The organism is Streptomyces malaysiense (genome assembly GCF_000980885.2).
Classification (GTDB): Bacteria; Actinomycetota; Actinomycetes; order Streptomycetales; family Streptomycetaceae; genus Streptomyces; species Streptomyces malaysiense.
Genome location: NZ_LBDA02000047.1, coordinates 75,032 through 101,165 on the forward strand (window position 1 = coordinate 75,032; position 26,134 = coordinate 101,165).

Annotated in this window: 31 protein-coding genes; 26 read left to right on the forward strand and 5 right to left on the reverse strand. The window is 70.5% G+C overall.

Annotated features, from left to right (window positions below):
* Positions 1 to 2: 2 nt before the first annotated feature.
* The 17 genes from VT52_RS19525 to truA all read left to right on the forward strand — a co-directional run bounded on the left by VT52_RS19525 (position 3) and on the right by truA (position 10,500).
* On the forward strand, positions 3 to 188 hold the full coding sequence (locus VT52_RS19525) for a type Z 30S ribosomal protein S14 (RefSeq protein WP_003948630.1): 186 nt from the start codon (positions 3 to 5) through the stop codon (positions 186 to 188).
* 210 nt (positions 189 to 398) lie between these two features.
* Positions 399 to 797 (forward strand): 30S ribosomal protein S8, encoded by a 399-nt coding sequence (gene rpsH / locus VT52_RS19530; RefSeq protein WP_037657563.1) that lies wholly within the window; start codon positions 399 to 401, stop codon positions 795 to 797.
* 24 nt (positions 798 to 821) lie between these two features.
* Complete coding sequence (gene rplF, locus VT52_RS19535; protein ID WP_046418025.1) at positions 822 to 1,361, forward strand: 50S ribosomal protein L6; 540 nt, start codon at positions 822 to 824, stop codon at positions 1,359 to 1,361.
* Between the two features lie 3 nt (positions 1,362 to 1,364).
* Entirely contained in the window at positions 1,365 to 1,748 is a 384-nt protein-coding gene (gene rplR / locus VT52_RS19540; protein WP_030174556.1) for a 50S ribosomal protein L18, read from the forward strand.
* Between the two features lie 41 nt (positions 1,749 to 1,789).
* The gene (gene rpsE / locus VT52_RS19545) at positions 1,790 to 2,395 is read left to right on the forward strand and encodes a 30S ribosomal protein S5 (RefSeq protein WP_003992370.1); all 606 of its coding nucleotides are present in this window, start codon (positions 1,790 to 1,792) and stop codon (positions 2,393 to 2,395) included.
* Positions 2,395 to 2,577, forward strand: a complete 183-nt coding sequence (gene rpmD / locus VT52_RS19550; protein WP_003974250.1) for a 50S ribosomal protein L30 — start codon at positions 2,395 to 2,397, stop codon at positions 2,575 to 2,577. The genes rpsE and rpmD overlap by 1 nt, the downstream gene beginning before the upstream one ends.
* A 2-nt stretch (positions 2,578 to 2,579) precedes the next feature.
* The gene (rplO, locus tag VT52_RS19555; protein ID WP_037657572.1) at positions 2,580 to 3,035 is read left to right on the forward strand and encodes a 50S ribosomal protein L15; all 456 of its coding nucleotides are present in this window, start codon (positions 2,580 to 2,582) and stop codon (positions 3,033 to 3,035) included.
* Positions 3,036 to 3,224: 189 nt separating this feature from the next.
* Complete coding sequence (secY, locus tag VT52_RS19560) at positions 3,225 to 4,538, forward strand: preprotein translocase subunit SecY (protein ID WP_046418032.1); 1,314 nt, start codon at positions 3,225 to 3,227, stop codon at positions 4,536 to 4,538.
* Positions 4,538 to 5,203: an adenylate kinase gene (locus tag VT52_RS19565; protein WP_046418035.1), complete on the forward strand. Its 666-nt coding sequence runs from the start codon at positions 4,538 to 4,540 to the stop codon at positions 5,201 to 5,203. Before secY ends, VT52_RS19565 begins: the two co-directional genes overlap by 1 nt.
* A gap of 101 nt (positions 5,204 to 5,304) precedes the next feature.
* Entirely contained in the window at positions 5,305 to 6,141 is an 837-nt protein-coding gene (gene map / locus VT52_RS19570) for a type I methionyl aminopeptidase (protein WP_046418037.1), read from the forward strand.
* Positions 6,142 to 6,313: 172 nt separating this feature from the next.
* Positions 6,314 to 6,535 carry a translation initiation factor IF-1 gene (gene infA / locus VT52_RS19575; protein WP_004927214.1) on the forward strand — a complete coding sequence of 74 codons (222 nt, stop codon included), beginning with the start codon at positions 6,314 to 6,316 and terminating at the stop codon, positions 6,533 to 6,535.
* A gap of 60 nt (positions 6,536 to 6,595) precedes the next feature.
* On the forward strand, positions 6,596 to 6,709 hold the full coding sequence (rpmJ, locus tag VT52_RS19580; protein WP_003998809.1) for a 50S ribosomal protein L36: 114 nt from the start codon (positions 6,596 to 6,598) through the stop codon (positions 6,707 to 6,709).
* 191 nt (positions 6,710 to 6,900) lie between these two features.
* Positions 6,901 to 7,281, forward strand: coding sequence for a 30S ribosomal protein S13 (gene rpsM, locus VT52_RS19585; RefSeq protein WP_037657579.1), 381 nt, complete (start codon positions 6,901 to 6,903; stop codon positions 7,279 to 7,281).
* Between the two features lie 66 nt (positions 7,282 to 7,347).
* The gene (gene rpsK / locus VT52_RS19590; RefSeq protein ID WP_003956432.1) at positions 7,348 to 7,752 is read left to right on the forward strand and encodes a 30S ribosomal protein S11; all 405 of its coding nucleotides are present in this window, start codon (positions 7,348 to 7,350) and stop codon (positions 7,750 to 7,752) included.
* Positions 7,753 to 7,881: 129 nt separating this feature from the next.
* Positions 7,882 to 8,904, forward strand: a complete 1,023-nt coding sequence (locus VT52_RS19595; RefSeq protein ID WP_003966937.1) for a DNA-directed RNA polymerase subunit alpha — start codon at positions 7,882 to 7,884, stop codon at positions 8,902 to 8,904.
* Between the two features lie 190 nt (positions 8,905 to 9,094).
* Positions 9,095 to 9,565 carry a 50S ribosomal protein L17 gene (gene rplQ / locus VT52_RS19600; protein ID WP_046418053.1) on the forward strand — a complete coding sequence of 157 codons (471 nt, stop codon included), beginning with the start codon at positions 9,095 to 9,097 and terminating at the stop codon, positions 9,563 to 9,565.
* A gap of 80 nt (positions 9,566 to 9,645) precedes the next feature.
* A complete protein-coding gene (gene truA / locus VT52_RS19605) occupies positions 9,646 to 10,500 on the forward strand; it encodes a tRNA pseudouridine(38-40) synthase TruA (RefSeq protein ID WP_046418055.1) in 855 nt (284 codons plus the stop codon).
* A gap of 1 nt (position 10,501) precedes the next feature.
* On the opposite strand, the gene VT52_RS19610 is transcribed toward truA, so the two are convergent.
* Positions 10,502 to 11,404: a hypothetical protein gene (locus tag VT52_RS19610; protein WP_046418059.1), complete on the reverse strand. Its 903-nt coding sequence runs from the start codon at positions 11,402 to 11,404 to the stop codon at positions 10,502 to 10,504.
* Positions 11,405 to 11,681: 277 nt separating this feature from the next.
* Here VT52_RS19610 and rplM point away from each other — a divergent pair, with 277 nt between their 5' ends.
* The 3 genes from rplM (at position 11,682) to glmM (ending at position 14,231) form a co-directional block, all read left to right on the forward strand.
* Positions 11,682 to 12,125, forward strand: coding sequence for a 50S ribosomal protein L13 (gene rplM, locus VT52_RS19615; RefSeq protein ID WP_046418061.1), 444 nt, complete (start codon positions 11,682 to 11,684; stop codon positions 12,123 to 12,125).
* A gap of 41 nt (positions 12,126 to 12,166) precedes the next feature.
* Entirely contained in the window at positions 12,167 to 12,679 is a 513-nt protein-coding gene (gene rpsI, locus VT52_RS19620) for a 30S ribosomal protein S9 (RefSeq protein ID WP_010036632.1), read from the forward strand.
* A 193-nt stretch (positions 12,680 to 12,872) separates the two neighbouring features.
* Positions 12,873 to 14,231 (forward strand): phosphoglucosamine mutase, encoded by a 1,359-nt coding sequence (gene glmM / locus VT52_RS19625; RefSeq protein WP_046418064.1) that lies wholly within the window; start codon positions 12,873 to 12,875, stop codon positions 14,229 to 14,231.
* Positions 14,232 to 14,334: 103 nt separating this feature from the next.
* Here the strand turns inward: glmM and VT52_RS19630 are convergent, their stop codons facing one another.
* The 3 genes from VT52_RS19630 to VT52_RS19640 form a co-directional block, all read right to left on the reverse strand.
* Positions 14,335 to 15,264: a DUF389 domain-containing protein gene (locus tag VT52_RS19630; protein WP_046418067.1), complete on the reverse strand. Its 930-nt coding sequence runs from the start codon at positions 15,262 to 15,264 to the stop codon at positions 14,335 to 14,337.
* 28 nt (positions 15,265 to 15,292) lie between these two features.
* Positions 15,293 to 16,261 carry a type I pantothenate kinase gene (gene coaA, locus VT52_RS19635; protein WP_046418068.1) on the reverse strand — a complete coding sequence of 323 codons (969 nt, stop codon included), beginning with the start codon at positions 16,259 to 16,261 and terminating at the stop codon, positions 15,293 to 15,295.
* 135 nt (positions 16,262 to 16,396) lie between these two features.
* A complete protein-coding gene (locus VT52_RS19640) occupies positions 16,397 to 17,926 on the reverse strand; it encodes an FG-GAP-like repeat-containing protein (protein ID WP_053055438.1) in 1,530 nt (509 codons plus the stop codon).
* Between the two features lie 175 nt (positions 17,927 to 18,101).
* Here VT52_RS19640 and glmS point away from each other — a divergent pair, with 175 nt between their 5' ends.
* Entirely contained in the window at positions 18,102 to 19,949 is a 1,848-nt protein-coding gene (gene glmS / locus VT52_RS19645) for a glutamine--fructose-6-phosphate transaminase (isomerizing) (RefSeq protein ID WP_079175131.1), read from the forward strand.
* Positions 19,950 to 19,961: 12 nt separating this feature from the next.
* Here the strand turns inward: glmS and VT52_RS19650 are convergent, their stop codons facing one another.
* Complete coding sequence (locus tag VT52_RS19650; RefSeq protein WP_046418073.1) at positions 19,962 to 20,753, reverse strand: SDR family NAD(P)-dependent oxidoreductase; 792 nt, start codon at positions 20,751 to 20,753, stop codon at positions 19,962 to 19,964.
* A 52-nt stretch (positions 20,754 to 20,805) separates the two neighbouring features.
* On the opposite strand from VT52_RS19650, the gene VT52_RS19655 reads away from it, so the two are divergent.
* The 5 genes from VT52_RS19655 (at position 20,806) to tsaE (ending at position 26,010) form a co-directional block, all read left to right on the forward strand.
* On the forward strand, positions 20,806 to 21,177 hold the full coding sequence (locus VT52_RS19655; protein ID WP_046418076.1) for a holo-ACP synthase: 372 nt from the start codon (positions 20,806 to 20,808) through the stop codon (positions 21,175 to 21,177).
* Positions 21,178 to 21,257: 80 nt separating this feature from the next.
* Positions 21,258 to 22,688, forward strand: coding sequence for an NAD(P)H-hydrate dehydratase (locus VT52_RS19660; protein ID WP_206306562.1), 1,431 nt, complete (start codon positions 21,258 to 21,260; stop codon positions 22,686 to 22,688).
* A 224-nt stretch (positions 22,689 to 22,912) separates the two neighbouring features.
* Positions 22,913 to 24,091 carry an alanine racemase gene (alr, locus tag VT52_RS19665; protein ID WP_046418079.1) on the forward strand — a complete coding sequence of 393 codons (1,179 nt, stop codon included), beginning with the start codon at positions 22,913 to 22,915 and terminating at the stop codon, positions 24,089 to 24,091.
* Positions 24,092 to 24,281: 190 nt separating this feature from the next.
* Complete coding sequence (locus VT52_RS19670) at positions 24,282 to 25,517, forward strand: alpha/beta fold hydrolase (RefSeq protein ID WP_107481381.1); 1,236 nt, start codon at positions 24,282 to 24,284, stop codon at positions 25,515 to 25,517.
* On the forward strand, positions 25,480 to 26,010 hold the full coding sequence (tsaE, locus tag VT52_RS19675; protein WP_046418081.1) for a tRNA (adenosine(37)-N6)-threonylcarbamoyltransferase complex ATPase subunit type 1 TsaE: 531 nt from the start codon (positions 25,480 to 25,482) through the stop codon (positions 26,008 to 26,010). Before VT52_RS19670 ends, tsaE begins: the two co-directional genes overlap by 38 nt.
* Positions 26,011 to 26,134: the final 124 nt, after the last annotated feature.

Consider the following 26,134-nt stretch of genomic DNA (forward strand, 5'->3'; position numbering starts at 1 on the left):
AGATGGCGAAGAAGGCTCTGATCGCTAAGGCTGCTCGCAAGCCCAAGTTCGGTGTGCGTGGCTACACCCGCTGCCAGCGCTGCGGCCGCCCGCACTCCGTCTACCGCAAGTTCGGCCTGTGCCGCGTGTGCCTTCGTGAGATGGCTCACCGTGGCGAGCTGCCGGGCGTGACCAAGAGCTCCTGGTAATCCCCACTTTCAGGGATTCCTGGACCTCTCGGTAAGCAACCGGGACGGCAGGGGTGCCGACTCTCATGGCTTAGGCTAGGAGGGTTGGGCCTCTGCCGCCCTGACGACTTACTACGCCGTAGGTCCCCGCGCCGCACCCGTCCCGTCCCTGTACGGGGAGAGGGATGGCGCATATAGGAAACCCCGGCGAGAAAGGCCACAGGCCAATTCATGACCATGACTGATCCGATCGCAGACATGCTTACGCGTCTGCGGAACGCGAACTCGGCTTACCACGACTCGGTGTCGATGCCGCACTCCAAGATCAAGTCCCACATCGCGGAGATCCTCCAGCAGGAGGGCTTCATCACGGGCTGGAAGACCGAGGACGCCGAGGTCGGCAAGAACCTCGTCCTCGAGCTGAAGTTCGGCCCGAACCGTGAGCGCTCCATCGCGGGCATCAAGCGGATCTCCAAGCCCGGTCTCCGGGTGTACGCGAAGTCCACCAACCTGCCCAAGGTGCTGGGTGGCCTCGGCGTGGCGATCATCTCCACGTCGCACGGGCTCCTCACCGACAAGCAGGCCGGCAAGAAGGGCGTGGGTGGGGAAGTCCTCGCCTACGTCTGGTAGCAGAAGGGAACGGAGGAAACAGCTATGTCGCGTATCGGCAAGCTCCCCATCGCGGTTCCCGCCGGCGTGGACGTCACCATCGACGGCCGCACGGTCAAGGTCAAGGGCCCCAAGGGCGAGCTGACCCACACCGTCGTGGCACCGATCGACATCGCCAAGGGCGAGGACGGCACCCTGCAGGTGACCCGCCCCAACGACGAGCGTCAGAACAAGGCCCTGCACGGCCTGTCCCGCACGCTGGTGGCGAACATGATCACCGGCGTGACCCAGGGTTACGTGAAGAAGCTCGAGATCAGCGGTGTCGGTTACCGAGTCACCGCGAAGGGTTCCAACCTGGAGTTCGCTCTCGGTTACAGCCACCCGATCCTGGTCGAGGCGCCTGAAGGCATCGCCTTCAAGGTGGAGACCCCGACCCGTTTCTCGGTCGAGGGCATCGACAAGCAGAAGGTCGGCGAGGTTGCGGCCAACATCCGCAAGCTGCGCAAGCCTGACCCGTACAAGGCCAAGGGCGTCAAGTACGAGGGCGAAGTCATCCGCCGCAAGGTCGGAAAGGCGGGTAAGTAAGCCATGGCATACGGGCAGAAGATCCTCAAGGGCGACGCCTACAAGCGCGCCGCGATCAAGCGCCGTCACATCCGGATCCGCAAGCGGATCGCCGGTACGGCGGAGCGCCCCCGTCTGGTCGTGACCCGCTCCAACCGCCACATCGTGGCGCAGGTGATCGACGACCTGAAGGGTCACACCCTCGCGTCGGCGTCCACGCTGGACACCTCGATCCGCGGTGGCGAGGGCGACAAGTCCGCGCAGGCCAAGCAGGTCGGCGCCCTGGTCGCCGAGCGTGCCAAGGCTGCCGGTGTCGAGGCCGTCGTGTTCGACCGTGGTGGTAACCAGTACGCCGGCCGCATCGCGGCTCTGGCGGACGCCGCCCGCGAGGCCGGGCTCAAGTTCTGAGCCGGTTCCGTAGCTAGCGGAAAAAGAGAGAGGTAATTCCAATGGCTGGACCCCAGCGCCGCGGTGGCGGTGCCGGTGGCGGCGAGCGGCGGGACCGGAAGGGCCGTGACGGCGGCGCTGCTGCCGCCGAGAAGACCGCGTACGTCGAGCGCGTCGTCGCGATCAACCGAGTCGCCAAGGTTGTGAAGGGTGGTCGTCGCTTCAGCTTCACCGCGCTGGTCGTGGTGGGCGACGGTGACGGCACCGTGGGTGTCGGTTACGGCAAGGCCAAGGAGGTGCCGGCCGCCATCGCCAAGGGTGTTGAGGAGGCCAAGAAGCACTTCTTCAAGGTCCCCCGTATCCAGGGCACCATCCCGCACCCCATCCAGGGTGAGAAGGCTGCCGGCGTCGTGCTGCTCAAGCCCGCGTCCCCGGGTACCGGTGTTATCGCCGGTGGTCCGGTGCGCGCCGTGCTCGAGTGCGCCGGTATCCACGACGTGCTGTCGAAGTCGCTCGGCTCCGACAACGCGATCAACATCGTGCACGCGACCGTGGCGGCCCTGAAGGGTCTGCAGCGTCCCGAGGAGATCGCGGCTCGCCGTGGTCTGCCCCTCGAGGACGTCGCTCCCGCCGCTCTGCTGCGTGCCCGTGCCGGGGCGGGTGCGTGATGGCTCAGCTCAAGATCACGCAGGTCAAGTCCTACATCGGCAGCAAGCAGAACCACCGCGACACCCTGCGCTCCCTTGGTCTCAAGGGCATCAACACGCAGGTGGTCAAGGAGGACCGCCCCGAGTTCCGCGGCATGGTGCACACCGTCCGCCACCTCGTGACGGTCGAGGAGGTCGACTGATCATGGCGGAGCAGAACCCGCTCAAGATCCACAACCTCCGTCCCGCCCCGGGCGCCAAGACCGCCAAGACCCGTGTCGGTCGTGGTGAGGCGTCGAAGGGTAAGACGGCCGGTCGTGGCACCAAGGGCACCAAGGCCCGTTACCAGGTTCCGGAGCGCTTCGAGGGTGGCCAGATGCCCCTCCACATGCGTCTCCCGAAGCTCAAGGGCTTCAAGAACCCGTTCAAGACCGAGTACCAGGTCGTGAACCTGGACAAGCTGGCCGCGCTCTACCCGCAGGGTGGAGAGGTCACCGTCCAGGACCTCGTCGACAAGGGTGCCGTTCGCAAGAACAGCCTCGTCAAGGTCCTCGGCCAGGGCGAGATCTCCGTGGCGCTGCAGGTGACGGTCGACGCCGTCTCCGGCTCCGCCAAGGAGAAGATCACCGCCGCCGGCGGTACGGTCACCGAGCTCGTCTGAGTCCTTCGGACGACGCCTCGATGACGTAAACGATCCCGACCGGGGATACCTCACAATGAGGTATCCCCGGTTGGTCGTTCCAAGGGGGGCACGGTCGCCGGTAAGGTGGCCAACACTGTTCTCTTTCGTATTCGTCGAACCTCAGACCGTCACCCTTGACGCAGTTGCGCGGGGGTCGCAGGAGGCACCGTGCTCACCGCGTTCGCCCGGGCGTTCAAGACGCCCGACCTGCGCAAGAAGCTGCTCTTCACGCTGGGCATCATCGTGGTGTACCGGGTCGGTACCCACATCCCGATCCCCGGCGTCAACTACAAGGCCGTCCAGCAGTGTGTGAGTGAGGCCGGGGCCAACCAGGGCCTGTTCGGCCTCGTGAACATGTTCAGCGGCGGTGCGCTGCTGCAGATCACGGTCTTCGCGCTCGGCATCATGCCGTACATCACGGCCAGCATCATCCTTCAGCTGCTGACCGTGGTCATCCCGCGCCTCGAAGCCCTCAAGAAGGAGGGCCAGGCCGGCACCGCCAAGATCACGCAGTACACCCGTTACCTCACTCTCGCCCTCGCGATCCTCCAGGGCACCGGCCTCGTCGCCACGGCCCGCAGCGGCGCGCTGTTCAGCGGCTGCTCGGTGGCCGGCAGCATCGTCCCGAACCAGGCGATCTTCACGACCATCACCATGGTCATCTGCATGACCGCCGGTACCTGTGTCGTCATGTGGCTCGGCGAGCTGATCACGGACCGCGGTATCGGCAACGGCATGTCGATCCTGATGTTCATCTCGATCGCCGCGACGTTCCCGTCCGCGCTGTGGGCCATCAAGAAGCAGGGCACCCTGGCCGGCGGCTGGATCGAGTTCGGCACCGTGATCCTGGTCGGCCTGGTCATGGTCGCCCTGGTGGTCTTCGTCGAGCAGGCCCAGCGCCGCATCCCGGTCCAGTACGCGAAGCGGATGATCGGCCGCCGGTCCTACGGCGGTACGTCCACCTACATCCCGCTCAAGGTGAACCAGGCTGGTGTGATCCCGGTCATCTTCGCCTCGTCCCTCCTGTACATCCCGGCTCTCGTGGCGCAGTTCGCGGGGGGCAACTCGGGCTGGAAGCAGTGGGTGCAGACGAATCTCACCAAGGGTGACCACCCGATCTACATCACCCTGTACTTCCTGCTCATCGTTTTCTTCGCGTTCTTCTACGTGGCGATCTCCTTCAACCCCGAAGAAGTCGCCGACAACATGAAGAAGTATGGTGGCTTCATCCCGGGCATCCGGGCTGGCCGACCGACCGCTGAGTACCTGTCCTACGTGCTCAACCGGATCACCTGGCCGGGTTCGCTGTATCTGGGTCTGATCGCTCTCGTACCGACAATGGCGTTGGTCGGCTTCGGAGCAAGCCAGAACTTCCCCTTCGGCGGCACCAGCATCCTCATCATCGTGGGTGTGGGTCTCGAGACGGTGAAGCAGATCGAGAGCCAGCTCCAGCAGCGCAATTACGAAGGGTTCCTCCGCTGATGCGTATCGTCCTCGTCGGGCCGCCCGGTGCCGGTAAGGGAACGCAGGCTGTCCGGCTCGCAGAGAAGCTGGCCGTCCCGCACATCTCCACGGGCGACCTGTTCCGGGCCAACATCAGCCGGCAGACCGAGCTGGGCAAGCTCGCGAAGTCCTACATGGACGCCGGCAACCTCGTACCCGACGAGGTCACCATCGCCATGGCCAAGGACCGCATGGAGCAGCCGGACGCCGAGAACGGCTTCCTGCTCGACGGCTTCCCGCGGAACGTCGCACAGGCCGAGGCGCTGGACGAGCTGCTGCGTACCGAGCGGATGACGCTGGACGCGGTGCTGGACCTGGAGGCCCCCGAGGACGAGGTGGTCAAGCGCATCGCCGGCCGCCGGATCTGCCGCAAGGACTCCTCGCACGTCTTCCACGTGGCGTACAACGTCCCGAAGCAGGAGGGCGTCTGCGACGTCTGCGGCGGCGAGCTGTACCAGCGCGCGGACGACTCCGAGGAGACGGTGCGCACGCGCCTGGAGGTCTACCACACGCAGACCGAGCCCATCATCGACTACTACAAATCGCAGGGCCTGGTCCGTACGATCTCCGCGATGGGCCCGGTGGACGAGGTCACCGAGCGCGCGCTGGACGCGCTGAAGAGCGAGCGGGCCGAGAACCACTGAGTCCGGCCGCCTTCCGGCCGCGGTGCCCTCACGGGGGCGCCGCGGCCGTAGTGTTGTACAGGTAAACCCAGCCGACGTGAGTGATGGAGAGCGCAGGCCCCATGGTGCAGATCAAGACGCCCGAGCAGATCGCCAGGATGCGTGCGGCGGGCCTGGTCGTCGCCGCCATCCACGCGGCCACCCGTGAGGCCGCGGTGCCCGGTGCCTCCACGAAGGACCTGGACGAGGTCGCGCGCAAGGTGCTCGCCGAGCACGGCGCCAAGTCGAACTTCCTGGGTTACGGCGGCTTCCCCGCGACCATCTGCACCTCCGTGAACGACGTGGTCGTGCACGGCATCCCGTCCGAGGACGTCGTCCTCAAGGACGGCGACATCATCTCCATCGACTGCGGCGCGATCGTGGACGGCTGGCACGGCGACGCGGCGTACACCGCCTTCGTCGGCTCCGGTCACGCCCCGGAGCTGGTCGAGTTGTCCCGGGTGACCGAGGGCTCCATGTGGGCCGGCATCGCCGCGATGAAGCTGGGCAACCGGCTGGTCGACATCTCCCGGGCCATCGAGACGTACATCCGCCGGCAGCCCAAGCCGGGCGGCGGCCGGTACGGGATCATCGAGGACTACGGCGGCCACGGCATCGGCACCGAGATGCACATGGACCCGCACCTGCTGAACTACGTCGAGCGGCGCCGGGGCAAGGGCCCGAAGCTGGTCCCCGGTTTCTGCCTGGCCATCGAGCCCATGGTTTCCCTCGGCACCCCGCGCACCGAGGTCCTGGAGGACGACTGGACGGTCATCACGACCGACGGCACCTGGTCCTCCCACTGGGAGCACTCCGTCGCGCTGACCGAGGAGGGCCCGCTGGTGCTCACCGCGGTCGACGGCGGCAAGGCGAAGCTTGCGGAGTTCGGCGTCACGACCGCCCCCGACCCCCTGGGCTGACCGAACAGAGCTCGCATGGTGGTCGCTCTTGTGGGGAAGACTCCATCGATTCGCGTTTCGGGGTCCTCCGACGTAGACTGACTCGTCGGCTCTCGTGCACCCGCATGTCCGCATGCGCCCGTAAGGGGAAAGCAGGGGAGTCGATCAAGGTAGTCGATTCGAAGGGCGAAGCGTGGCCAAGAAGCAAGGTGCCATCGAGATCGAGGGCACTGTCGTCGAGTCTCTGCCGAACGCCATGTTCAGGGTCGAGCTCCAGAACGGCCACCAGGTCCTGGCACACATCAGCGGCAAGATGCGTATGCACTACATCCGCATCCTCCCTGACGACCGGGTCGTGGTGGAGCTGTCTCCGTACGACCTGACGCGTGGCCGGATCGTCTACCGGTACAAGTAGATCTTGCCCGCGCCCCGGGCCCGCCCGGTGCGATGGCACTGACCCGGAGAACCTCACCCCATGAAGGTCAAGCCGAGCGTCAAGAAGATCTGCGACAAGTGCAGGGTGATCCGCCGTCACGGTCGGGTCATGGTCATTTGCGAGAACCCGCGCCACAAGCAGCGCCAGGGCTGACGCACGACCACCCTCTCTGCACCTCTATCGCAGAGTCTTCGCGCGACGCGAGCTGAATTGTTCATACGCAGAACCCGAGCCCAGCGGCTCGACACCCCCGGCTCGGAGGCCGGGGACCCGGTTCGTACCTCGTACGGCGGCCGGGAGCCGGTTCTGCGGAAGACCTCCGAAGATTCACCAGGAGCCATTGAATGGCACGCGTTTCCGGTGTTGACATCCCGCGCGAAAAGCGCGTGGAGGTCGCCCTCACCTACGTGTTCGGCATCGGCCGGACCCTCTCGAAGGAGACGCTGGCTGCGACCGGCGTCGACCCGAACACCCGTGTTCGTGACCTGAGCGAAGAGCAGCTGGTCGCGATCCGCGAGTACGTCGACAGCAACATCAAGACCGAGGGTGACCTCCGTCGCGAGATCCAGGCCGACATCCGCCGCAAGGTCGAGATCGGTTGCTACCAGGGTCTCCGTCACCGTCGCGGTCTGCCCGTCCGCGGTCAGCGCACCAGCACCAACGCCCGCACCCGCAAGGGCCCGCGTCGCGCCATCGCCGGCAAGAAGAAGCCGGGCAAGAAGTAGTCCGCAGCGGACCACATTCCACGGTCTTCGCTGTAGGACCGACCACCTCCCTCTAGGAGTTTGTAGATGCCCCCCAAGGGTCGTCAGGGCGCTGCCAAGAAGGTGCGCCGCAAGGAAAAGAAGAACGTCGCTCACGGCCACGCGCACATCAAGAGCACGTTCAACAACACGATCGTCTCGATCACGGACCCCTCGGGCAACGTGATCTCCTGGGCCTCCGCCGGCCACGTCGGCTTCAAGGGCTCCCGGAAGTCCACGCCGTTCGCCGCGCAGATGGCCGCCGAGTCGGCTGCCCGCCGCGCCCAGGAGCACGGCATGCGCAAGGTCGACGTGTTCGTCAAGGGCCCGGGTTCCGGCCGTGAGACCGCGATCCGCTCCCTGCAGGCCACGGGCCTCGAGGTCGGCTCCATCCAGGACGTCACCCCGACCCCGCACAACGGCTGCCGCCCGCCGAAGCGCCGCCGCGTCTGACGCGCAGCGCTCCGCTGGTTTCGCGGTTCCGGGCGGTACGGCCTCTGTGAGGAAGCCGTACCGCCCGTACCCTTGCAGTACAGAGTCGGGCGTCAAATAGCGGGCGCCCCTGACTGAAGGATTCATTCCATGCTGATCGCTCAGCGTCCCTCGTTGACCGAAGAGGTCGTCGACGAGTTCCGCTCCCGGTTCGTGATCGAGCCGCTGGAGCCGGGCTTCGGCTACACCCTCGGCAACTCCCTCCGCCGTACCCTCCTGTCCTCGATCCCCGGTGCCGCCGTCACCAGCATCCGGATCGACGGCGTCCTGCACGAGTTCACCACCGTGCCGGGCGTCAAGGAGGACGTCACCGACCTGATCCTCAACATCAAGCAGCTGGTCGTCTCCTCGGAGCACGACGAGCCGGTCGTGATGTACCTGCGCAAGCAGGGCCCGGGTCTGGTCACCGCCGCCGACATCGCGCCCCCGGCCGGTGTCGAGGTGCACAACCCCGACCTCGTCCTCGCCACGCTCAACGGCAAGGGCAAGCTGGAGATGGAGCTGACCGTCGAGCGCGGTCGCGGCTACGTCTCCGCCGTGCAGAACAAGCAGGTGGGCCAGGAGATCGGCCGTATCCCGGTCGACTCCATCTACTCGCCGGTTCTCAAGGTCACGTACAAGGTCGAGGCCACGCGTGTCGAGCAGCGCACCGACTTCGACAAGCTGATCGTGGACGTCGAGACCAAGCAGGCGATGCGTCCGCGTGACGCCATGGCCTCCGCCGGTAAGACCCTGGTCGAGCTGTTCGGTCTCGCGCGCGAGCTGAACATCGACGCCGAGGGCATCGACATGGGTCCGTCCCCGACGGACGCGGCGCTCGCGGCGGACCTCGCTCTGCCGATCGAGGAGCTGGAGCTCACGGTCCGCTCCTACAACTGCCTCAAGCGTGAGGGCATCCACTCCGTGGGTGAGCTCGTGGCGCGCTCCGAGGCGGACCTGCTGGACATCCGCAACTTCGGTGCGAAGTCCATCGACGAGGTCAAGGCGAAGCTGGCCGGCATGGGCCTGGCGCTCAAGGACAGCCCGCCCGGATTCGACCCCACCGCCGCGGCGGACGCGTTCGGCGCGGACGACGACGCGGACGCGGGCTTCGTCGAGACCGAGCAGTACTGAGCGCTCCGCGAGGAGGCCGTACTGTGACCGCGGGTCGGCTGCGGCCGGCCGCGCGGTTCCCCGCGCCCCTTCGGGAGCGCGGGCCCTCCGGGAGTCCGCGAGGACTCCCGGATCTCCGACGAGCAACCGCTCGCTCGGATACTGACTTCGGTACCTGACACGGCCGGGGCAGACACACAGGAGAAGAACTATGCCGAAGCCCACCAAGGGTGCCCGTCTGGGCGGCAGCGCCGCGCACGAGAAGCTGCTCCTCGCGAACCTCGCGAAGAGCCTCTTCGAGCACGGCCGCATCACCACCACCGAGGCGAAGGCCCGCCGCCTGCGCCCGTACGCCGAGCGTCTGGTCACCAAGGCGAAGAAGGGCGACCTTCACAACCGCCGTCAGGTGCTCCAGGTCATCACGGACAAGAGCATCGTGCACACGCTCTTCACCGAGATCGGCCCGCGGTACGAGAACCGTCCCGGTGGCTACACCCGCATCACCAAGATCGGTAACCGTCGTGGCGACAACGCGCCCATGGCTGTCATCGAGCTGGTCGAGGCGCTGACGGTGCAGCAGAAGGCTGTGGGCGAGGCCGAGGCCGCGACCAAGCGTGCCGTCAAGGAGGCCGACGAGGCCCCGGCTACCGAGGCTGCCGCCGAGGAGTCGAAGGACGCGTAAGCGTTCTGCCCTTCGGGGTGCCGTGGGCCCGTCCCTTTCCGGGGGCGGGCCCGCTTTTTTGTACCTGAGAGGATCTGTGTGTGAGTGACGAAGCGCTGCCCGGACACGTACGCATCCGCCTCGACCTCTCCTACGACGGCACCGACTTCCATGGCTGGGCCAAGCAGGCCGGCGGGAAGCGGACCGTGCAGGGGGAGATCGAGGACGCGCTGCGGACGGTGACGCGGTCCAAGGAGACGTACGAGCTGACCGTGGCCGGGCGTACCGATGCCGGGGTGCACGCGCGCGGGCAGGTGGCGCACGTCGATCTGCCGGCCGAGCTGTGGGCGGAGCACCGCGAGAAGCTGCTCAAGCGGCTCGCCGGACGCCTCTCCAAGGACGTGCGGATCTGGCGGCTGACCGAGGCGCCGGCGGGGTTCAACGCCCGGTTCTCGGCGGTCTGGCGCCGGTACGCGTACCGGGTCACCGACCACCCCGGCGGTGTGGACCCGCTGCTGCGCGGCCATGTGCTCTGGCACGACTGGCCGCTCGACGTGGACGCCATGAACGAGGCCGCTCGGGCGCTGCTCGGCGAGCACGACTTCGCGGCGTACTGCAAGAAGCGGGAGGGCGCGACCACCATCCGCACGCTCCAGGACCTGAGCCTGGTGCGGGGCGCGGACGGGGTCGTCACGGCGACCGTGCGGGCCGACGCCTTCTGCCACAACATGGTGCGCTCGCTGATCGGCGCGCTGCTGTTCGTCGGCGACGGGCACCGGGACCCGCAGTGGCCCGGGAAGGTGCTGGCCGCCGGGGTGCGCGACTCCGCCGTCCATGTCGTACGGCCGCACGGCCTGACCCTGGAGGAGGTCGGCTACCCCGCCGACGAGCTGCTGGCCGCCCGTAACAAGGAGGCCCGCAACAAGCGCTCGCTGCCGTCGGCGGGGTGCTGCTGAGCTACCGGTTCGCCGCCGCCGACGCCTGGGCCAGGCCGCGGCGGTGGATCTGCTGGAAGGTGAACTCCGCCACGTCGTCGCCGGCGCGGAAGACCGCGGTGTCCTTGGTGGTGACGTTCTTGCCGTTGGTGAAGCCGGCGAGGGTGAAGTACGCGTAGCGGCCGTAGGCGTTGCGGGTCGAGCGGCAGGTCGCGCCGTCGCAGAACGAGGCGACGCCCTTGCCGGGCAGCGCGCGCACGATGCTGTGGTCGTCGGTCCGCTTGCGGGCCTTCGTGGCCTCGGCCTCGTTGTCGAACAGGGCGACGCCGACGGTGACCGCGATGTCACCGTTCGTGTACGTGGCGCGCATCACCCGGGTGCAGCCGTCGGCGGTGAGGATGCCGGGCAGCGAGCCGCCGGCCGCCGCCGCGCAGTCGGTGGTGTCGCCGGTGGCGCCCTTCTTGTAGACCGTGCTGCCCATGGTGAGCCGCGCGCCCGGGAAGAGGGTGGCGGGGCTCAGCGGGGCGGTGTCCTTCTTCGCGCTGGATATGAAGACCTTCGGGTCCAGCGGCGGCGGGGCGCTGGTGGGCGCGAAGGACGGCGCGGTGGGGGAGCCGTCGGGCAGCGAGGCGCTCGGCACCTGGGTGGGGTGTCCGGAGGCGTCGTCGTGGCCGTTGGCCGAGACGACGGCCAGGGCGACCGCGGCGCCGATGGCGACCGTGGCGAGCGCGCCGCCGGCGATGAACAGCAGCTTGCGCCGTTTGCCGCGGGTCTCCGAGGCCTCGGCGAGCGCGGCCCAGTCGGGTGTCCCCTCGTCTCCGCCGCCGCTCCAGGACTCCTGAGGCTGCTGGGACTGCTGGGGCTGCTGTGATTGCGGTTTCCAGGGATCCCACTGAGACTGGGGTCCCCCCTGCCCGTAACTCATGGGGCGCATCTTAGACGCGGGGCGATCGCGGGGAGTACCGCGCGGCGGCCCGCCGGGCGGCCTGCCTCGTTTTGACCCGTCCGGGGGCCGCCGGGTAACCTGCTTCTTCGTTGTGTATTGGCTTGCTCATTCTCACGGGACGGGCCCTTACACCGGTCCACCGGGCCGATGACCAGCGATCAGCACGCGGTTTGCGTCACCGCGGTGCGGTCGAGGCTGTCGTGATCGTTTCGGTGACCTGTTCAGGACCATTCACTCGAAGCGAAGGCTACGAACCGTGCGTACGTACAGCCCCAAGCCCGGCGATGTGACGCGCCAGTGGCACGTCATCGACGCTCAGGACGTCGTCCTGGGTCGTCTCGCCACCACCGCAGCGTCCCTTCTCCGGGGCAAGCACAAGGCGATCTACGCGCCTCACGTCGACACCGGTGACTTCGTCGTCATCATCAACGCCGACAAGGTGCACCTGTCCGGCAACAAGCGGACCCAGAAGATGGCGTACCGCCACTCCGGCTACCCGGGTGGTCTGCGCGCGGTCCGCTACGACGACCTGCTGGCGAACAACCCCGAGAAGGCCGTCGAGAAGGCCGTCAAGGGCATGCTCCCCAAGAACTCCCTGGGCCGTCAGATGCTCTCGAAGCTGAAGGTCTACAAGGGTGACCAGCACCCGCACGCTGCGCAGCAGCCGGTGCCGTTCGAGATCACCCAGGTCGCGCAGTAATTCCGGCCACCCCCAAAGCTGAAGAGAATCTGAGGAGAATCGTGGCCGAGACCACTGCCGAGCAGCCGCTCGAAGAGCTTGACATCGACAGCTACACCACCGAGTCCGAGGTCCCCGTCGAGGGTGAGTACACCTCGGAGTCCATGGCCTCCCGCTTCGGCGAGCCCCAGCCGGCCGCCGGCCTGGGCCGTCGCAAGAACGCCATTGCCCGCGTCCGGATCGTTCCGGGCACCGGCAAGTGGAAGATCAACGGCCGCACCCTCGAGGACTACTTCCCGAACAAGGTGCACCAGCAGGAGGTCAACGAGCCCTTCAAGGTGCTCGAGCTCGAGGGCCGTTACGACGTCATCGCCCGCATCGCGGGTGGCGGCGTCTCCGGTCAGGCCGGTGCGCTCCGTCTCGGTGTCGCCCGTGCGCTGAACGAGGCGGACGTCGACAACAACCGTGGTGCCCTGAAGAAGGCCGGCTTCCTGCGCCGCGACGACCGCGCGGTCGAGCGGAAGAAGGCCGGTCTGAAGAAGGCCCGCAAGGCTCCGCAGTACAGCAAGCGCTAAACAGCGGGAGCTGCTGCTCGTACTCCGAACGCCCCGGCGGCACGCCACATGTGCCGTCGGGGCGTTCGTTTATCTCAGCCAAGGGCGTATAACGACACAAGACGCTCAGAGGCTTGTGTGATCGGATGGCGAGGCGCCCCCATCTGCGCGGCGCCCGTCCGCTTACGCCATCGACGTTTCCTCAGGAGGACAAGTGGGACGACTCTTCGGCACGGACGGCGTGCGCGGTGTCGCCAACGCGGATCTGACCGCGGAGATGGCCCTCGGCCTCTCCGTGGCCGCGGCGCATGTGCTGGCCGAGGCGGGTACCTTCGCGGGCCACCGGCCGAAGGCCGTGGTCGGCCGCGACCCGCGTGCGTCCGGGGAGTTCCTGGAGGCCGCGGTGGCCGCGGGCCTGGCGAGCGCGGGCGTGGACGTCCTGATGGTCGGGGTGCTGCCGACGCCGGCGGTGGCCCATCTCACCGGCGCGCTCGGCGCCGACCTCGGCGTGATGCTCTCCGCGAGCCACAACGCCATGCCGGACAACGGCATCAAGTTCTTCGCCCGCGGTGGTCACAAGCTCGCCGACGAGCTGGAGGACCGGATCGAGGCGGTCTACGAGTCCCACCGGCACGGCGAGCCCTGGGAGCGCCCGACGGGCGCCGGGGTGGGTCGCCTGCGGCCGTACGACGAGGGCTTCGAGCAGTACGTCGGCCATCTGCTGTCGGTGCTGCCCAACCGGCTCGACGGGCTGAAGATCGTCCTGGACGAGGCGCACGGCGCGGCCTCGGGAGTCTCGCCGGAGGCGTTCACCCGGGCCGGTGCCCAGGTCGTCACGATCGGCGCGGAGCCGGACGGCCTCAACATCAACGACGGCTGCGGCTCGACCCATCTCGGTCGGCTGAAGGCGGCCGTGGTGGAGCACGGCGCGGATCTCGGTATCGCGCACGACGGCGACGCCGACCGGTGCCTCGCGGTGGACCACACCGGCGAGGAGGTCGACGGCGACCAGATCCTCGCGGTGCTGGCGCTGGCGATGCGGGAGCGTTCCGAGCTGCGGGCCGACACCGTGGTGGCGACCGTGATGTCCAACCTCGGCTTCAAGCTGGCGATGGAGAAGGCCGGCATCCACCTGGTGCAGACGGCGGTCGGGGACCGTTACGTGCTGGAGGAGATGAAGCAGCACGGGTTCGCGCTCGGCGGCGAGCAGTCCGGGCATGTGATCATCCTCGACCACGCGACGACGGGAGACGGGACGCTGACGGGACTGCTGCTGGCGGCGCGGGTGGCGCAGAGCGGTCGCAGCCTGCGTGAACTGGCCTCCGTGATGGAGCGGTTGCCGCAGGTCCTCGTCAACGTGCCGGACGTGGACAAGTCGCGGGTGCGGACGTCCGCGGATCTCGCCGCCGCGGTCTCCGAGGCCGAGCGGGAACTCGGTTCCACGGGGCGGGTGTTGCTGCGGCCCTCCGGGACCGAGCCGTTGGTCCGGGTGATGGTCGAGGCGGCGGACATCGAACAGGCGCGGTCGGTCGCCGGCCGGCTCGCGGACGCGGTGAAGTCGGCGCTGGGATAGTCCGGGTCCGGGGCGGGCGGGGCCGTGCGCCGCGGGCCGCGGTTCGTCGCGGCCGGTCGTGCCCCCGCGCGGCGGAGCCGTGACCGCCTCGTGCGCCGCGCCCCTAAGGGCGTTGCTGTTGCCGCTTCCAGAGAACTTTCTGCGCCGACAGCGTCAGGGTGCCCGCCAGGACGATGCCCGACAGGTTCAGCAGGAGCTGCTCGGTCGAGCCCACGGTCTGGGGCGTGTCGCCGTAGGCCAGGGCGACCGCCGCGTTGGCGGCGGCCGGGACCGTGGTGACCGAGATGGCCACGCCCACCAGGGCGCCGGACTTGGCGGAGGTCAGGGAGAGGGTGCCGGCCACGCCCGCCAGCAGCGCCACGATGAACGAGAAGGCGTCGGGGGCGTAGACGAAGCCGGTGTTGGGGCGCGGGCCCACCAGGGCGGAGCGGTGGAACAGGCCGGTGACGTCCATGAACAGGGTGAAGCAGACCGTCACCGCCATCGCCGCCGCGAAGCCCACGAGCAGCGCGTTCACCGAGCGCAGCGCGAGCCGCGGCCGGCGCCGGACCACGGCCGTGCAGATACCGGCCAGCGGGCCGAACTCCGGTCCCACGGCCATCGCGCCGACGATCAGTACGGCGTTGTCCAGCACCACTCCGCAGGCCGCGATCATCGTGGCCAGCGTGATGAAGGCGACGTAGGTGACCGACAGGGTCGACTCCTCGTGGGTGGCCTCGGTCAGCTCCTCCCACAGCACCGCGTCCGCGGCCTCGCCCGGGGCGTCCCGCTCCGCCTTGTCGGCGCGCCGGGACAGCGTCAGGTCGATGCTGTCCACGGAGATGGAGCCGGTGTCGTCCAGGCCCAGGTGCCGGAGCGAGGTGATGAGCGTGTCGCCCGCCTCGCGCGCGACATCGCACATCACCAGGTCACCGGCCGGTTCGCGGGCGGCCCCCGCTATCACCGCGAGGTGTGTGGTGCCGACCGTGCCTTCGATCAGCCGCACCACCTCGTCGGTCCGTTCGGCGGGGGAGATCAGGCGCAGATGCAGCATGGCGCCTTTGTAGCAGGTACGCCGGGCCCTACAGCTTGCGCAGGCGCAGCCGCTGGACCTTGTGGTCCGGGCCCTTGCGGACGATCAGGGTGGCGCGGCCCCTGGTCGGGGCGATGTTCTCGGTCAGGTTGGGCTGGTTGATCGTGCGCCACTGGGCGCGGGCGTAGTCCAGGGCCTCGTCCTCGGAGACCTGGGTGTACTTGCGGAAGTACGAGTCGGGGTCCTGGAAGGCGGTCTGGCGCAGTTTGCGGAAGCGGTTGAGGTACCAGCGCTCGATGTCCTCGCCGCTCGCGTCGACGTACACGCTGAAGTCGAAGTAGTCGGCGAGGCCCACCCGGGTGCGGCCGTCCTTGCCGGGCAGGGCGGGCTGGAGGACGTTCAGGCCCTCCACGATCAGGATGTCGGGGCGGCGGACCGTGAGCTTCTGGTCCTGGACGATGTCGTAGATGAGGTGCGAGTAGACCGGGGCCGTCACCTCGCCCTTGCCGGCCTTGATGTCGGCGACGAAGCGGGTCAGCGCGCGGCGGTCGTAGGACTCGGGGAAGCCCTTGCGCGACATCAGGCCGCGGGCCTCCAGTTCCCGGGTGGGCAGCAGGAAGCCGTCGGTGGTGACCAGTTCCACGCGCGGATGCTCGGGCCAGCGGGACAGCAGGGCCTGGAGGAGACGGGCGACGGTGGACTTGCCGACGGCGACGGAGCCGGCGACGCCTATCACGAACGGCGTGCCGGACTGGGAGCCCTGCTCACCGAGGAAGGTGTTCAGGGCGCCCCTGAGTCCGTCGGTCGCGCCGACGTAGAGGTTCAGCAGGCGCGACAGCGGAAGGTAGATGTCGCGCACCTCGTCCAGGTCGATCACATCGCCCAGACCGCGCAGCTTCTCCACCTCCTCGGCGGTGAGCGGCAGCGGCGTCTTGTCGCGCAGCGCGCTCCACTCGGCGCGGGTGAGGTCGACGTAGGGAGTCGCCTCCGGCCTGTGCCGGTGGGCGCTCCGGGGCATCGAGGGGACCGGTGAGATCACATTCCATTGTTAACGGAGTTCGAACGGGGCGGCGGGGTGGGGTACGTCACGCCTTCGGTGGCGTGCGTCACGCGGACGTCCCCACCCCGCGCCGGCCGGTGCCTCGGCCGCCGGTCAGGTGTTGATCAGGGACACCTGGCGGGAGTTCTGGAGGATGCTGCCGAACTGCGGGATGGCGTTGAGGATCTCCATCCCGACCTGACCGGGCTTGAACAGCCGGGCCCCGGTCGTGCCGATCCGCCGCTGACCGTCCGCCGCGATGCCGGAGGGCAGCACGGTGACGGTGCCGTCGCCGTTGTCCGCCCACGGGGTGCCGGCGATCAGGTCCGCGCCGCCGTCGTGGTCGAGGTCGGTGAGCAGCACGGCCGTACCGAAGTTGCCTCGCGGCTCGCCGGGGACGTCGTGGTTGCCCTGGTAGAAGTACTGCGGCGCGGCGCTGGTGTCGACGCCCGACTTCGAGCCGTACAGCACGGTGACGGTGCCCATGTCGTAGTACATGTGCCCCCACAGGCGCATGTTCTCCTGCGGGGCGCCGATGGCGAGGTCGAGCAGGCCGTCGCCGTTGATGTCGCCGAGGGCGACCGACTGGCCGAACTTGTCCCAGCTCTCGGAGTCGCCGGGGATGGTGCCCGATTCCTGGGTGATGGTCTGGACCCGGTTGGACGGGCCCGAGGCGGAGCCGTAGGTGACGACGACCTTGCCGCCGATGGGGCCGTCGGCGGTGTTCCGGCCCCAGTAGACGCCGGTGACGATGTCGCCGCGGCCGTCGCCGTCGAGGTCGCCGATGGCGCCGGCGACGCCGCCGGGCATCTTCTTGGCGCTGGTGGCCGAGGGGCCGGTGGCGGTGCCCGGCACGAAGTAGTTGACGTTGTAGTACGTGCCGTCGGCGCCCTTGGTGCGGTTCAGGCCGTTGACCATCAGGTCGGCACGGCCGTCGCCGGTGACGTCCCCGGCGGTCAGGTTGATGATCCCGGCCTCCGGCGCGGCGCGCAGCGGCAGGGAGCGGGTGGCGAGGGCGCCGGCCTTGCCGCTGCGGGAGATGCCCTTGCGGAAGGTGTACAGAGTGGACCCGTTGGTGCCGACGGCCAGGTCGGTGCGGCCGTCGCCGTCGAAGTCGCCGGCCGCGAGCGAGGCGCCGAAGCGGTCGTGCGCGGCGGGGGCCGGGTCGGGGATCGTGGTGGCCGAGGTCAGGCCCTTCGCGGAGCCCCACATGATCTGCACCAGGCCGCCGTTGACGTCCTTGCCCACGTCCTCCAGCGGGGTGCCGACGGCGAGGTCGGTGTACCCGTCGTGGTCGAAGTCGCCGGCGGTGGTCGCGGCGCCGAACAGGTCGCCGTTCTCGGCCGCGCCCGGCACCCAGGACGCGTCCTGGGTGATGGTGGTGTGCCGGCCGGCCGAGGCGCCCTGGGCGGAGCCGTAGAAGACGGTGACCGCGCCCACCCGCCACTTGCCGTTCAGCCGGGCGGCCGGAGCGGTGACGGCGAAGTCGCCGTACCCGTCGCCGTCGAAGTCGGTCTTCGGCTGCTTCGCGGCCGTCACGCCCGGTCCGGCCGCGGCGGCGGGCCCGGTCAGTCCTGCGGACAGGGCCCCGGCCAGCGTCGTGACGACGGCCGTGGCCAGGACGGTGCGATGTCTGCGCTTCACCTGTGTGTCTCCCGGTGTTCGCTTGCGGCGTTCAGCCGGTAGACCTCCGAACCGGTCGCACGGTTGTGCGGGTGGCCCGAATGCGTCGCGGGTGTGCTCTGAACGGGCCGGAGATTTCCGAATTCGGGCACGCGGCGCCACTTTTGGCGGCCGATCGGCCCGTAGGCTGCGCCTCATGTGCGGAATCGTGGGATACGTAGGGTCGCAGTCGGCGCTCGATGTCGTGATGGCCGGGCTGAAGCGACTGGAATACCGGGGTTACGACTCGGCGGGCGTCGCCCTGCCGGCGGACGGCGGTCTGGCCGCCGCGAAGAAGGCCGGGAAACTGGTCAACCTGGAGAAGGAGCTGGTCGAACGGCCGCTGCCGGCCGGCTCGACGGGCATCGGACACACCCGCTGGGCCACCCATGGCGGTCCCACGGACGGCAACGCGCACCCGCACCTGGACAACGCGGGCCGGGTCGCCGTCGTCCACAACGGCATCATCGAGAACTTCGCGCTGCTCCGTGCCGAACTCGCCGAGCGCGGCCATGAGCTGAACTCCGAGACGGACACCGAGGTCGTCGCCCATCTGCTGGCCGAGGAGTACTCGGTGACCGGCGATCCAGCGGAGTCGATGCGGCTGGTGTGCCGGCGCCTGGAAGGCGCGTTCACCCTGGTCGCGGTGCACGCGGACGCCCCGGACGTGGTGGTCGGCGCGCGCCGCAACTCCCCGCTGGTGGTCGGCGTCGGCGAGGGCGAGGCGTTCCTGGCCTCCGACGTCGCCGCGTTCATCGCCCACACCCGCTCGGCGATCGAGCTGGGCCAGGACCAGGTGGTGGAGCTGCGCCGCGACGGCGTGACCGTGACCGGCTTCGACGGCCTGCCCGCCGAGGTGCACTCGTACCACGTGGACTGGGACGCCTCGGCCGCCGAGAAGGACGGCTACGACTACTTCATGCTCAAGGAGATCGCCGAGCAGCCCAAGGCGGTCGCCGACACCCTGCTCGGCCGGATCGACCCGTCCGGCTCGCTCACCCTGGACGAGCTGCGGATCACCCCCGCCGATCTGCGCCAGATCGACAAGGTCGTGATCGTGGCGTGCGGTACGGCCTTCCACGCCGGGCTGATCGCCAAGTACGCCATCGAGCACTGGACGCGGATTCCCTGCGAGGTGGAGCTGGCCAGCGAGTTCCGCTACCGGGACCCGATCCTGGGCGGCCGCTCCCTGGTGATCGCGATCTCCCAGTCCGGGGAGACCATGGACACCCTGATGGCGCTGCGGCACGCCCGCGAGCAGGGCTCCAAGGTGCTGGCCATCTGCAACACCAACGGCTCCACCATCCCGCGCGAGTCGGACGCGGTGCTGTACACGCACGCCGGGCCCGAGGTCGCGGTCGCCTCCACCAAGGCGTTCCTGACCCAGTTGGTCGCCTGCTACCTGGTCGCCCTGTACCTGTGCCAGGTGCGCGGCACCAAGTGGGGCGACGAGATCCAGGCGGTGATCAAGGACCTGTCCAGGATCTCGGACGAGGTCGAGCGCGTTCTGGAGACCATGGAGCCGGTACGGGCGCTGGCCCGCACCCTGGCCGGCAAGGACACCGTGCTCTTCCTGGGCCGGCACGTCGGCTACCCGGTCGCCCTCGAAGGCGCGCTCAAGCTCAAGGAGCTCGCCTACATGCACGCCGAGGGCTTCGCGGCGGGCGAGCTGAAGCACGGGCCGATCGCGCTGATCGAGGAGGACATGCCGGTCGTGGTCGTCGTACCGTCGCCGAGCAACCGCTCCCTGCTGCACGACAAGATCGTCTCCAACATCCAGGAGATCCGGGCGCGCGGGGCGCGCACCATCGTGATCGCGGAGGAGGGGGACGAGGCGGTCGTGCCGTACGCCGACCACCTGATCCGCATTCCGGTCACGCCGACCCTGCTCCAGCCGGTGGTGGCCACGGTGCCGCTCCAGGTCTTCGCCTGCGAGCTGGCCGCGGCCCGGGGCAACGAGGTGGACCAGCCGCGGAACCTGGCGAAGTCGGTGACCGTGGAGTAGCGCCCCGGTCGGCTAGTGGACCGAGAAGCCCCCGTCGACGCGGATCGACTGGCCCGTGACGTAGGCGGAGGCGCGGCTCGCGAGGAAGACGGCGGCGCCCGCGAAGTCCTCCGCGAGGCCGTTGCGCCCGGTCAGGGTGCGCGCGGCCAGTGCCGCGACCTTCTCCGGGTCGGCGGACAGCCGCGCGTTCAGCGGGGTCATCACGAAGCCCGGCACCAGGGTGTTGCAGGTGACCCCGTACGGCGACCACGCCTCCGCCTGCGAGCGGGCGAGCGACTCCAGCGCGCCCTTGGAGACGCCGTACGCGCCGCTGCTCACGAAGGCCCGGTGCGCCTGCTGGGAGCTGATGTGGATGATCCGGCCGAAGCCGCGCTCCGCCATGCCGGGCCCGAACCGCTGTCCCAGCAGGAACGGCGCCTCCAGGTTCACGGCCATGGTGGCGTCCCAGACGTCCTCGGCCAGTTCGTCCATCGGGGGCCGCAGGTTGATCCCGGCCGAGTTCACCAGGATGTCCGGCTCCCCGAACACCTCCGCCGCCGCCTCGGCCGCCCCCCGGACGCCCGCCCGGCTGCCGAGGTCCCCGGCGATCCCGGCCGCCCGGCACCCGTCCGCCGTCAGCTCCTCGACGGTGGCCGTCCTCTGCTCCTCGCCCCGGGCCACGACCACCACGCTCGCCCCGGCCCGCGCCAGCGCCCCGGCGACCGCCCGGCCGATGCCGGAACTGCCCCCGGTCACCACTGCCACGCGGCCGTCCAGCGAGAACAGGTCAGTGAGATAGCCCTGTTGGGGCGCGGCGCTCGTCATGCCAAAAGCGTAGAGGGGGTGCGCGGGGCGCCGTCCCCCTAGGGTGCTGCCCATGAGCATCATCGGAGTCGGGATCGACGTGGCGGAGATCGACCGCTTCCGGGCGTCCCTGGAGCGGACCCCGCAGCTGGCCGACCGGCTGTTCGTGGCGGCGGAGTTGCTGCTGCCCAGCGGGGAGCGGCGCGGTATCGCCTCGCTGGCGGCCCGGTTCGCGGCGAAGGAGGCGCTGGCCAAGGCGCTCGGGGCACCGCCGGGACTGCTGTGGACGGACGCCGAGGTGTACGTCGAGGACAGCGGGCGGCCGCGGCTGCGGGTGCGGGGCACGGTCGCCGCGCGCGCCGCCGAGCTGGGGGTGCGCGGCTGGCACATCTCCCTCAGCCACGACGCGGGCGTCGCCTCGGCCGTGGTGGTCGCCGAGGGCTGACCGGCTCCGGCGGGCCCGTCCGGGGCCGACCGGCCGGGCCCGGGTGTGGGCGGTGGGGGGTTCGGGGCAGACTCGGTGCCATGCGGAGTGCGTACAGCGTGGAGACGGTGCGGGCGGCCGAGCGGGCCCTGATGGCGCGGCTGCCCGAGGGGGCGCTGATGCAGCGGGCGGCCGCCGGACTGGGCGCCGCCTGCGCCGAACTGCTGGGGCGGGTGTACGGCAGCCGGGTGGTCCTGCTCGTCGGCAGCGGCGACAACGGCGGCGACGCCCTGTACGCCGGCGCCCGGCTGGCGCGCCGGGGGGCCGGGGTGACGGCCGTGCTCCTGTCGCCCGAGCGGGCGCACGCCCGGGGACTGGACGCGCTGTGGCGGGCCGGGGGCGTGAGCCTCGTGCCCGAGGCGGCCGGCGACGCGATCGGGCGGGCCGACCTCGTGGTGGACGGCATCGTCGGGATCGGCGGCAGGGGCGGACTGCGGCCCGACGCCGAGCGACTGGTGGCGGCCGTCGAGCGGACCCGGGCCGCGGTGGTCGCGGTGGACCTGCCCAGCGGGGTCGAGGCGGACAGCGGGGAGGTGCGGGGCGCGGCCGTACGGGCGGACCTCACCGTCACCTTCGGCACGTACAAGCCCGGACTGCTGGTGGACCCGGCGCGGGAGTACGCCGGGGTCGTACGGCTGGTCGACATCGGCCTGGAACTGCCCGCCGAGCCGGAACTGGAGTCGCTGCAACACGCGGACGTGGCAGGGTTGTTGCCGCATCCGGCCGCCGAGAGCGACAAGTACCGGCGGGGCGTGGTCGGCATCGCGGCCGGCTCGGCGCGCTACCCGGGCGCCGCGGTGCTCGCCGTCTCCGGGGCGCTGCGCGGCGGCGCGGGGGCGGTGCGCTACGTCGGCCCGGCCGCGGAGGCGGTCATCGCCCGCTTCCCCGAGACCCTGGTCTCCGACCGGGGCCCGGCGAAGGCGGGCCGGGTGCAGGCGTGGGTCACCGGTCCCGGCGCGGGCGACGACGCGGCGACCGTCGCCGAGGTGCTGGCCGCCGAGGTGCCGGTACTGCTGGACGCGGACGGGCTGCGCCTCGCCGAACGGGACACCGTACGAGGGCGTACCGCGCCCACCCTGATGACACCGCACGCGGGCGAGGCCGCGGCGCTGCTCGGTGTGGCGCGCGAGGAGGTCGAGGGCGCCCGGCTGGCCGCGGTACGCGAACTGGCCGCGGTGTACCGGGCGACGGTGCTGCTCAAGGGCTCGACCACGCTGGTCGCGGACGCGGCGGGCGGCGCGGTACGGGTGAACGCCACCGGCACCCCCTGGCTGGCCACCGCGGGCAGCGGCGACGTGCTGTCCGGGCTCGGCGGCTCGCTGCTGGCCGCGGGCCTGTCCGCCCTGGACGCGGGCAGCGTCGCCGCGTATCTGCACGGCCTGGCGGGCCGGTTCGCGGCGCGGGGCGCGCCGGCCGGGGCGCATGACGTGGCGGAGTGCGTACCCCGGGCGTGGCGGGACGTGCGGGACTGAGGGCGCGGTCCGCCGCCGGGCCCGCGGCCGGCCCCGGTGAACCGCCCCGCCCGCACGGCCCCGGTCCGGCTGCCGCTCACCGCCGGCCGCGCGGAGCCGTGCGGCGGCGGCAGCGGCAGTTGGCGGCCGCTCGGGGAGCGGGGTCCGCCCCCGCACCCGTGCGACGGGCCGGTCCCGGCACCGCGCCGGGGCCCGGCGGCGCGCTCTGAGAGACTGGGGGCGCCATGACTGAGACTCCAGCTGTGCCGACCGCCCCCCTGCGTGCCCGTGCCGAGATCGATCTGGGCGCGCTGCGCGCCAATGTGCGGACCCTGCGTGCCCGCGTGGGGGACGCGGCCGTGATGGCCGTCGTCAAGGCCGACGGATACGGCCACGGCGCCCTGCCCTGCGCCCGTGCGGCCGTCGAGGCCGGGGCCACCTGGCTCGGCACCGCCACGCCCGAGGAGGCCCTCGCGCTGCGCGCGGCCGGGCTGACCCAGCGTGTCCTGTGCTGGCTGTGGGTGCCCGGCGGACCCTGGCGGCAGGCGATCGAGGCCGACATCGACGTGTCCCTCAGCGGGATGTGGGCACTGCGGGAGGTCACCGAGGCCGCCCGCGCCGCCGGGCGGACCGCGCGCGTCCAGCTCAAGGCCGACACCGGGCTCGGCCGCAACGGCTGCCAGCCCGGCGCCGACTGGGAGGAACTGGTCTCCGCCGCCCGGCGCGCCGAGGCCGAAGGACTGGTCCGGGTGACCGGCCTGTGGTCGCACTTGGCCTGCGCCGACGAGCCGGGCCACCCCTCCATCGGCGCCCAGCTCACCCGCTTCCGGGAGATGGTGGCGTACGCCGAGGGGCAGGGGGTGCGCCCCGAGGTGCGGCACATCGCCAACTCGCCCGCCACGCTCACCCTTCCCGAGACCTACTTCGACCTGGTCCGTCCCGGCGTCGCCATGTACGGCCTGTCGCCCAGTCCCGAGGTCGGCACCCCGGGGGACTTCGGACTGCGCCCGGTGATGACGCTGAGCGCCTCGCTGGCCCTGGTCAAGCGGGTGCCGGGCGGGCACGGGGTCAGTTACGGCCACCACTACGTCACCCCCGGCGGCACCACCCTCGGCCTCGTCCCGCTCGGCTACGGCGACGGCATCCCGCGGCACGCCTCCGGCGCCGGGCCCGTGCTGGTCGACGGCAAGTGGCGGACGGCCGCCGGGCGGGTCGCCATGGACCAGTTCGTGGTGGACCTCGGCGGTGACGAACCGCCCGTCGGCGCCGAGGCCGTGCTCTTCGGCCCCGGCGACCGCGGCGAGCCCACCGCCGAGGACTGGGCGACGGCCTGCGGCACGATCGTGTACGAGATCGTCACCCGCATCGGAACCCGGGTGCCGCGCGTCTACGTCGATGACGTCGACGAGGGCGCGCGCGGGTAACACGTCCGGAGACGACCGGGCCCGGCTGCTCCGAATCACGTGTAACAACGGTCACATCCGCACACCTGGGCGCACCTGTCTCGGCGAACATCGGTACGGCGAACCGGCACGCGCTCCGGTACGCGATCTCGGCAGGGCGGTCCGGCACGGCGAGGAGGAGCGGCACGTGAGCGACAGCAGGGCGGATGCGATGACGAACGCCGTCGCCTCGGCGGCCGCCTCCGCCGCGGGCGCGGCCGGGAACTGGCGCAGGGCGACCGGCATCGCCGGTGCCGCGATAGGTGTCCTCGCCGCGGGCGCGGCGGCCGGCGTCGCCGTCGAGCGGATGACGGTGGGCCGCACGGTCCGCCGCAAGGCACGTCTCGCCCTGGACTCCACGGGGCCCTATGGCACCCTGCGCGGCACCCCGGGCAAGGCGTACGCCGACGACGGCACCGAGTTGTACTACGAGGTCGACGAGGTGGAGCCGGACGCGGGCGCGCCGCCCTCCGCGCGCCGGCGCAGGCTCTTCGGCCGCAAGGCGCCCGCCCCGGTCACCGTCGTCTTCTGTCACGGCTACTGCCTCAACCAGGACTCCTGGCACTTCCAGCGGGCGGCCCTGCGCGGGGTCGTGCGCACCGTGCACTGGGACCAGCGCAGCCACGGCCGCTCCGGGCGGGGCGTGGCGCAGAACCGGGACCGGGAGCCGCTCACCATCGACCGGCTGGGCCGCGATCTCAAGGCGGTCGTCGACGCCGCCGCGCCCGAGGGGCCGATCGTGCTGGTCGGTCATTCGATGGGCGGGATGACCGTGATGGCGCTCGCCGCCGAGTACCCGGAGCTGATCGCGGAGCGGGTGGTCGCCACCGCGTTCGTGGGCACGTCCTCGGGGCGGCTCGGCGAGGTGAACTTCGGGCTGCCGGTGGCCGGCGTCAACGCGATACGCCGGATCCTGCCGGGCGTGCTCAGGGCGCTCGGGCAGCAGGCGGAGCTGGTGGAGAAGGGGCGCCGGGCGACGGCGGAGCTGTTCGCCGGGATCATCAAGCGGTACTCGTTCGCCGGCCGGGACATCGACCCGGCGGTGGAGCGGTTCGCCGAGCGGATGATCGAGTCCACGCCGATCGACGTGGTCGCCGAGTTCTACCCGGCCTTCACCGAGCACGACAAGACGGGCGCGCTGGCCCGCTTCCGGCAGATGCCGGTACTGGTGCTGGCGGGCGTGCAGGACCTGGTGACACCGAGCGGACACAGCGAGGCCATAGCCGACGAGCTGCCCGACGCCGAGCTGGTGCTCGTTCCGGAAGCCGGGCATCTGGTGATGCTGGAGCACCCGGAGGTGGTCATAGACCGCCTCGCCGATCTGCTCACCCGTGCGGGAGCGGTGCCCGCAGCGGCTACCGTAAGTTCCTATGGAACGTCCAGCAGCAGCACCGCACGACCCCGCTGAGCCCGACCGGGCCGGGACCCGGCTGACGATCACCTCGCCCGAGCAGATGCGCGAGCTGGGCCGGCGCCTCGCCAAGCTGCTGCGCGCCGGGGACCTGGTGATGCTCTCCGGGGAACTGGGCGCCGGCAAGACCACGCTGACCCGGGGCCTGGGGGAGGGGCTCGGGGTGCGGGGCGCGGTCACCTCGCCGACCTTCGTGATCGCCCGGGTGCATCCGTCCCTGAGTGACGGGCCGCCGCTCGTGCACGTGGACGCCTACCGGCTCGCGGGCGGTCTGGACGAGATGGAGGACCTGGACCTCGACGTCTCGCTCCCCGACTCGGTGATCGTCGTGGAGTGGGGCGAGGGCAGGGTCGAGGAGCTGACCGAGGACCGGCTCCAGCTCGTCATCCACCGCGCGGTCGGCGACACCACGGACGAGGTGCGGCACGTGACCCTCACGGGGCTCGGCACGCGCTGGGCCGAGGCGGGCCTGGCGACCCTCACCGCCTGAACCCGGCCGGCTTTCCGACAGGCCGTCGGCAAGATGTTGCGCGGCCCGTCCTGGCGTGATGCCATGGTGTCCAGCCCGTGGCCCGGCATGCCCGGTCACGCCGCCGCACCTCAGGAGGCGCCCG